Raw genomic sequence first — 7,488 nt, forward strand, 5'->3', positions numbered from 1 at the left:
CGCGTCGGGTATTCAGATAGGGGACGCCACTTTTGTTTCACGCTTCTCCTTTCAACCCCGCTCCAAAGCTGCGGTAGTGAGCCAGAAGCCCGGCGGTCTCAGCGGCTTCGATTCCAAGCGCCTCATCGAGCTGCGCAACAAATTTCAGCTCAGCGTCGGCATCGATCGGAGGCCAGGCCAAAGTCGCTCGCCAAATCTGCGCGGCACTACGCTGCAATATGACGGAGAGATCGCGCAGGTCGCACGCCTGCATCGACATTACCGAGCGCGCCAGAGCCCACCTGCTGAACGCAATCAGCGCGAAGCAATCGTAGGGCAGGTCGTCCAAATGGCGGCCGACGGTGAGGCGGGAGAGCAGGGCAGGCTTCGACTTAGATCCCACCCATAGGCGCTGAAGCATTCGTCCGACCCGGACAACGAACGTATTCTCCCGCACATTTCCGCTCGGAAGCAGCGGGAGCGGAAAGACCTCGCCGGTCTTGCCGTCCTGCTCGATTCGCATAGCGCAGCGACTCGCTTCTACCGCGATCCGGAGGATGAAACATGTCTCGGCCGTGAGCTTGCGCGGGGGCGGCGCGTCCGACCCGGCGAGCCGCTCGAGGTGGTCGTCGAAAGCATCCATGGCACGGATCACATCCAGCCTCCGCTTTTCCGATTCGGCGGGATTGAACACCCGCGGAGGCAGGCGATCTGGCGGAGGAGGGGGTGGGGGCGGAGTGTTGCCGTCGTCCTCCGGGTCTCCCATCTCACCGGCGAGGAGGCTCCGGTCGAGATTGTCATCGTCCGCGAGACCCCGCAGGACGATGCGCAATAGGTTGACGCAATCGGGGTTGTCGAAGTTCAGCCGGCGCTCCTCCCCTTTTGCTGGGGCCTTGGCCTCCATCGCGGCCCGGAATGCTTCGGGGCTCTCGTAATCCTGCCCTCGGGCTGCGGCCGATTCGACTCATCCCCGCCTTTGCCTCCTCCACCGGACCGCTTCGTCGAACGACGCACTGGGGCATCCGCGGATGAGAAAATCAGCGACGCGAGCGCGGCGAGGTCGAGAAGGTCGCCTTCGCCGAGCGCGATCTTTTCATAGGCCGCGCGCAGCCGACGGTCGCCGAGACCGGGAGCAGCCTGCGCGAGCTTCACCTCGTCGTTCACAAGCACCGGCGCGCTCACGCGGCCATCGGCGAGCTCGACCCGTACGATGAGAGGGAGAGCTGGGGGCGCAGGAAGCTCGAGACAGTGCATCCCGTCGCGAACGCGGGCGACCCGATAGGCTTCGTCCGCGATCCTCAGCTTCGCTCCTTGAGGGTCGCCGACCTTAGGAGACGGGCGCCATCGAATGCTCCGGCCCGCCGCCTCGATTGTGCCCGCATAGAAGCCCGCCGCGGCGCTCGGCTCGACAATCTCCCCCGGCGAAGATCGGATGGCAGACACGTCGAACGAGACGGTGAGGTCGATTCCTAACAACTCTAAGCCCACACCTGCCGGTAGTCTGCGATACACCGAGCATTCGGCGTTCCTCGCGGGCTGGCTCATCGAGCCCATCGCGGCCACAGAGCAATTCGCACTGCCGATCAGTAGATGGTCGTGCCGGTCGGTCTCGACCAGCAGAACCTTGGCATGAATGAAGCGATTGCCGTCGCTCCCGTCGAAAATCTTGGCAAAGCGAAGCCCAGCGAGCGTGGGCAGCGCGTCGACCGGGAATTCCGGTTTCCTGGCATTGAGCCCAACAACGGTTTCTGCCGGACGTAGCTCGTCTCGCAGCTCGGCAAGCGCGGCGAGGTCGCCGTCCCAATAAGGCGAGACAACAATCAGCCGCCGAACGGTCGACTCGTCGACCGCTTCGATCAGTCGCGCAAGCATTCCCCGATTTTCCGGATCCCGCTCGAAGTAGAGGTCGACCCAGCTCCCATCGGCCAGTGCCAAAGGGGCATCGTTCGCTTCAACGTCGAACAGCCAGGCCGAATCCCGCTCGATCAGCCTCAGCTTGTGCTCGATTGCCGCGGTCCCGATCGCGCTAAGCCGGGACGCGGCATAGTCGTAGGCCTTGCGGACCAGCCGTCGAACGACAGCTTCATCGGCGTCGTCGCGCCGCCGCCACCATTCGAACGAGGAGACGATCTCCCGATTGCGGCCCCATCCGGCCGCCGTGGCATTCGCGGACCCAACTATCAGGGAGGCGCTGTCGGTGCCCAGACGAATGTGAATCTTGGGATGGAAGCATGCCTCGACGGCGATCGGTACCGCCGCGTAGCCGGAGCCGGCGCGGGCGAACGATTCCGGCGTTGCCTCGACGGCCCGCTGCAACATTCGTGCGTCCGCCATGAGGATGTTGTTTTCGCAGCCGTAGGTCCGGAGCCGTCGGAACAACGAACCGTCGTAGAAGGCAGCATCGACCGAATAGGTGGTGACGATCGACGTGTGAAATCCGGTCCGAGCGAGGTCCTTAAAGAGGTTGATTCTGTTCAAGGAACGCCTCCCCCTCGGCGGTCACGCCCTGCGCATCGAGCAACCGGGCGTCGCGGAGCAGCCGGGTCAGGTTACCGAGACGAGGCGTTGTGTAGCCATACTCGCCCAGGCGTCCGTCTCGCAGGAGGCCGTCCTCGACGATGAAGTGGTAGGTGAACGTGCCGCCGGCGGAGAGTTTACGTCCCGCGATGGTCTGATGATCGACGACGATGTGGCGGTGTAGAAGCTCGGCAGCCGCGTCTTGGACGGGCCGATCCGCGCATTCGTCCAGCGTCCGAAACACGCCGTCCAGGGATCGTCCGCCGCGGCCCGCAGCTTGCGAGACGATCGAGCGAACGCCCCCATCGCCCGACGCCCAGCGAACCCATAGAACCGCAAGCAGCTGGAGCGCGATACGGACGAGCTCGTCGGACGGGCGCGTGCCCTGCCGGAGATTGGCGAGGATGGGTTCGGCCAGCACGCCCTCTCGGTCGCGATGTTCGAGCGAGACGGCCCTAGCCCAGCTCTCCCATGTATCGTCGTCCGAGCCCAGCGCTGAGCGAACGAGCTCGGACACCAGCGTCCGCGGCTCGATCCCGTCGGGGTATTCCTCAAGTTGCCGCCCTAGCAGCCCATTGAGCGCGCATTCGAGCGCGACGTGGCAGTATTCGTTGGCCTGGTAGGCACGCCAGCGGTCGATCGTTTCTCCGCCTTGCTCGTACGGCTCTCCGTTCGGCAATACGCGGCGGTAGAACGCGTCCCGCAGCTGTATCTGATCGCCTGGCGTGACGCCGCAGCGATAGAGGTCGAGCACAAGCCAAGCGGTCGATCGGCGGGCGCGAGCGCCCCGATCGTCGTCCCAGCGACCCAGTAGGAAGTCGCGGAAGATATCGAGCTCGCGCGAGGGGGTGGGAATCTTTCCTGGATGTACCGCCAAACCGATCTCGCGCAGTTCGGCCGGACCGATTTGTCCGTCGAGCACCGCCCGCTCGATCGATCCAGCGGCCGATCCGATCGACTGCTCGAAGGCGCCAGCCAGCAGTGCACCGCGCTCGCGGACGACCGGTATCGGCGTAGCGGTTATAACCTCGAGGTCCGCCAAGGTCGGTCCATAGGCATTGCCGAAGTTACCGCGCGGTGCCTGGAAATAGCTGTCGCTCGAGTCTGGCTCGTCCGTGAAGCGACGAAAATCGATCCCTTTTTCGGCCGCTTCCAGTCGACGATCTCCGGCCCAATCGGATCCCCCCATGCCGTCGCTGGCCTCGGTATCGGCAACGAGCGCGGCAAGCGCATAAAGCGCCTCGCCGCGGCGGACGAACGTTCCCCACTTCTCCGGCACATCCGAATGCTGAGTCCGTTCGTAGAGCTGAACGAGCCACGGATAATAGGCGTAATAGCGCAGCCGGTTCGTGATGTTGGTGACGCCCGGCAGAAGCGCTTGGTAAATCCGGATGCTCGTCGCCTGAATGCCGAGGGGGTCGAGCCCCATCGTCCAGCTACCCCCGGCGGTCCAGAGAGGATCGGCGTTCAAGCAGGCCCCATGGAAAGCTTGCCTCCAGGCGTGAAGGAAATAAGCTTCGGACTACACCTATCGCTGTCGCGGTCGCGGCCAAGAGGCGGAACTTGCCGCCGGCCGATCTTAGCGAGACGAAGCTAGCGGTAGTCGGAGATCGCGCCGGTGTCGATCTCCTCCGCCGCGATCAATCTGTAGTGCTTTTCGTCCACGATCGCGACCTGGTTATCGGAAACCGCCAGCTCGAACATAGCGACTCTGTCGTCCTCCATGAACTGCGCCGAAATGGCTCTCGAGCGCAGGGTTGGGAAACGCTGATCGCACCACGCCAGATCCTGCTTCGTTTGCACGACCGAGATTTGGTCGGTTCCGCCCTTCGCCTGCACCGGAATGACGTAATGACATCCGTGTCGATCGATGCCGAAATAGAGCTCGTCGATCTCGATCTGCCCGACACCCTTCACCGTCGTGCGCAGATGGTTTTGGAGGCTAAAGGTCGTCAGCCCGAGGAAAATGTCGATGAGCCGATTGTAGCGGACGATTGCCAGCAGCGCTTGCTCGTCGTCGAGAGAATAGGCTCGGATTATTTCGGGCGTTCCGTTCGGAATTCCGATGGTAATCAGCTCCGTGCGCGGCACGATCCTGTTCAGCGGGACTAGGACGAACTTGTACTTGGCCCGGCCGGCTCCTTCTACGATCCACTCCATCCCCTCGGGCTGCGTGGAGAGTATGGAAGCCGGAAGCCCGGTGCGATAGCGGACCGAGTAGATTACATCCCCGACATTTTTCGGACGGGGAAGTCCGAGGGCCTCGGCCGCCGCCGGAATATCGTCCCGGTCGAACGAGACTTCGGACGCGCCCTCGACGTAGCGGTCGAGGAAGATCCGCTCCAGGATGGATTGATAGACGTTCCCTGCGGTTTCTGCGGGACCGGCCACGGATCAGCCGGCAGCGGCCAGGCGCAGCGCCTCGATTTCGTGTTGCCGCCGTTTCTTCAATCCGCTCTTGCGGTCTCGCTTTCCTATCGGCGTCGGAACTCCGAAATACGCCGCCGCTTCGTTCATGCCCATGCGAAGCAGGTTCGGGTCGCCGAGCTCGAGCGTACCCTCCGGAGCCACGGGCGCGAGCCCCAAGGCGCTCATGACCTCGGCTGCGATCGCGCGGGCCAGAGGAGGCGGAACGGAATTGCCGATTTGGCGCGCGCCGTGCCACTTCGTCTCGTGAAAGCGGAACCAGTCGGGATAGCCGTGCAGCCGCGCCATTTCGCGGACCGTTACGCACCGTGGATATTCGTAGTGAATCGGCCGCGGGCTTGTGAAGGCGCCGCGCGAAGCGTCCGTTCCCGCGCGAAGCGTGTTGCTGAGCCCATGGGGCGCCAGCTTATAGAACCGCGAGATCGGCTCGACCGTCCCGGGCCGAGTTTCTCGAAACCGCCGGCGAGAAATCTCCGTATGGCCGGTCCGCATGCTGGATGTGAGCAACCCTGGATCCCAGGAGCGAACGTTTCCGAAGTGCCATGCATCGTTCGACAGGCATCTCATGCGCTTGGCGTAGTCCGATGGATCGCCCCAAGCGGTCGTCCTCACCTCATCCGAGCGATCGAGGGTAGCAAAACTGTCTGCGTCCGGAAGATCGGCCAGAGCGTCCCCGCAGGTCGGCCCGACCGGAACCGCCCCCCGGTCTTTGCCGGCGCGGTCGGCAGGACAGACGGTTTGCTCCGGATAGACAGGAAGCGGCATTCCCGTTCGAGCGCCGAGCAAGATCAATCTCTCTCGATGCTGGGGGGCTCCGTAGTCGGCGGCATCGAGCACCCGCCATTCGAGCCGGACCTCGTATCCGCTAGCATGGGCCTCTTGAATGAGCTCCTCGAGGAATGCCCGATGCCGCCCGACCGTAAGGCCCTTGACGTTCTCGAACACGAAGTACGAGGCTTGGAGCTCTTTCACGATGCGAAGGAAGTCGCGAACCAACGCGTTGCGCGGATCGTCGAACGCGCGTTGACCGATCATCGAGAAGCCCTGGCAGGGAGCACCCCCGAAAACCACGTCGACCGTCCGGTCTCCGATGCCGGCCTTCAACCGGATTTCCGCACCCGAAAGCCCGACGACCGAACGGGCCAAAACCGCACACTTCGGAAAATTGAACTTGTGAACCGCGCAGTGGATCGGGTCGAGCTCGACGGCAGCCACCACGTCGAATCCAGCCTGCTCGAAGCCCAGGCTCATGCCTCCCGCACCTGCGAACAGGTCGATTCCGATCGGCCGACGCACGCTCGCTTCCCTGACTTTCATAGCCTCGGTTTAGCTAGGCCGGCCCGGAGGGCCAAGCAGTTCTCTCAACTTATCCTCAAGAGATTCTCGATCCTTGAGCTCGCACTGCCAAAGCGTAGCGGACCGCCAGCCGAGGGCCCCTAGGTCGCGCCGATTCTCGGCGTCCCGCTCGAGGTTCCGAGCGATTTTCGGCGCCCAGTATTCCGGTCTGCTCTTGGGCAGCCGTCCTTTCGGGCAGTCGTGCCCGTGCCAAAAACATCCGTGAACGAAGAGCGCGAGTCTCCGACCCGGGAAGACGATATCCGGGCGGCCGGGCAAATCCTTCCGATGCAATCGGTACCGATAGCCGAGCCGGTGAAGGAGTTTCCTGACCGCCAACTCGGGACCCGTATCCTTCGTCCCGACCGAAGCCATTATGCGGCTTCTCTGCTCTCGGCTGCGAGTATCCATCGATGCCGCTAATGCGCCGCGGCTACGGCCGCAGCGGGCTCTCGCCTCTTTCGCGGCCGCTTGGGCGCGAAGCCGATCCCAGGTACCGGCGGGCAGAGTCTGTACAGACCCTCCGATGCGGGCTGGAGCTCTTTAATTTCCGTCTCCTCGGCTTCGGCTTCTGCCGCGGTCCAAGGTACGAACTCTACCACGTAGATGTCGCCGTTAGGCGGGATCGCCTTTATGGCGACCGGCACGATGGCGGAGATGCGAAGCTCGTCCTCCGGCACGCTTTTCTTCACGCTTTTATAAGCGGCAACGATCTGATCGACCACTTGGTGATCGAGGATCCTCTCGCCCTGTTGCTTCGCTTCGCACGTGACCAGGACGTGCGACCTCTCGCCGTTCTCATCCTGAACGATCGCTCTGAACAGCGCGTCTACCTCGCTGCTCGAGAGCTTAACCCCGGTTTGGAGGTGCACGAATTCGACTACGTTCAGTTTCGAACGGGTGGCGAAATGGTGTTCGACGACGGAAAGCCCAACCGCCACTTGGACGAGCCAAGACTCGTCTCGGCGACCGAGCGCCTTAGAGGCCAGAGGCATGCTCAGGGATTGGAGCTGGAGCGGCTCCATTTCGGGAGCTGGAAAGTACCGATTCGGGAATGGCTCCCTCTGGCCCTCGGCATACCGTTGGAACTCGAAAACCCGGTCCGCTCCGACGCGCTGTCGTCCGCCCATTCCTTGCGCGCACAGAGACGCCGGCCAATTCTTCGAGGCGTTATCGCTCCTGATTAGGTCCTTCATGAAATTAGCGGGATTTTTGGAGCTGAGCTTCTTA

7 protein-coding genes are annotated in these 7,488 nt (G+C 63.1%); all 7 read right to left on the bottom strand.

Translation table 11 applies throughout. From position 1 onward, the window contains the following. Positions 1-37 precede the first annotated feature (37 nt). Positions 38-883: a hypothetical protein gene (locus ACT4N8_RS09860; protein ID WP_444857960.1), complete on the bottom strand. Its 846-nt coding sequence runs from the start codon at positions 881-883 to the stop codon at positions 38-40. Further along, complete coding sequence (locus tag ACT4N8_RS09865) at positions 841-2,457, bottom strand: hypothetical protein (RefSeq protein ID WP_444857961.1); 1,617 nt, start codon at positions 2,455-2,457, stop codon at positions 841-843. The genes ACT4N8_RS09860 and ACT4N8_RS09865 overlap by 43 nt, the downstream gene beginning before the upstream one ends. Continuing rightward, complete coding sequence (locus tag ACT4N8_RS09870; protein ID WP_444857962.1) at positions 2,435-3,967, bottom strand: hypothetical protein; 1,533 nt, start codon at positions 3,965-3,967, stop codon at positions 2,435-2,437. The genes ACT4N8_RS09865 and ACT4N8_RS09870 overlap by 23 nt, the downstream gene beginning before the upstream one ends. A gap of 122 nt (positions 3,968-4,089) precedes the next feature. After that, on the bottom strand, positions 4,090-4,887 hold the full coding sequence (locus ACT4N8_RS09875; RefSeq protein ID WP_444857963.1) for an endonuclease: 798 nt from the start codon (positions 4,885-4,887) through the stop codon (positions 4,090-4,092). A 3-nt stretch (positions 4,888-4,890) separates the two neighbouring features. Continuing rightward, positions 4,891-6,219 (bottom strand): DNA cytosine methyltransferase, encoded by a 1,329-nt coding sequence (locus ACT4N8_RS09880; protein WP_444857964.1) that lies wholly within the window; start codon positions 6,217-6,219, stop codon positions 4,891-4,893. A gap of 30 nt (positions 6,220-6,249) precedes the next feature. Continuing rightward, complete coding sequence (locus ACT4N8_RS09885) at positions 6,250-6,669, bottom strand: very short patch repair endonuclease (RefSeq protein WP_444857965.1); 420 nt, start codon at positions 6,667-6,669, stop codon at positions 6,250-6,252. A gap of 8 nt (positions 6,670-6,677) precedes the next feature. Next, the coding region (locus ACT4N8_RS09890) for a hypothetical protein (RefSeq protein WP_444857966.1) at positions 6,678-7,488 on the bottom strand (811 nt) is incomplete at its 5' end.

The organism is Sphingosinicella sp., assembly GCF_052387495.1.
In the GTDB taxonomy this organism is placed as follows: Bacteria; Pseudomonadota; Alphaproteobacteria; order Sphingomonadales; family Sphingomonadaceae; genus Allosphingosinicella.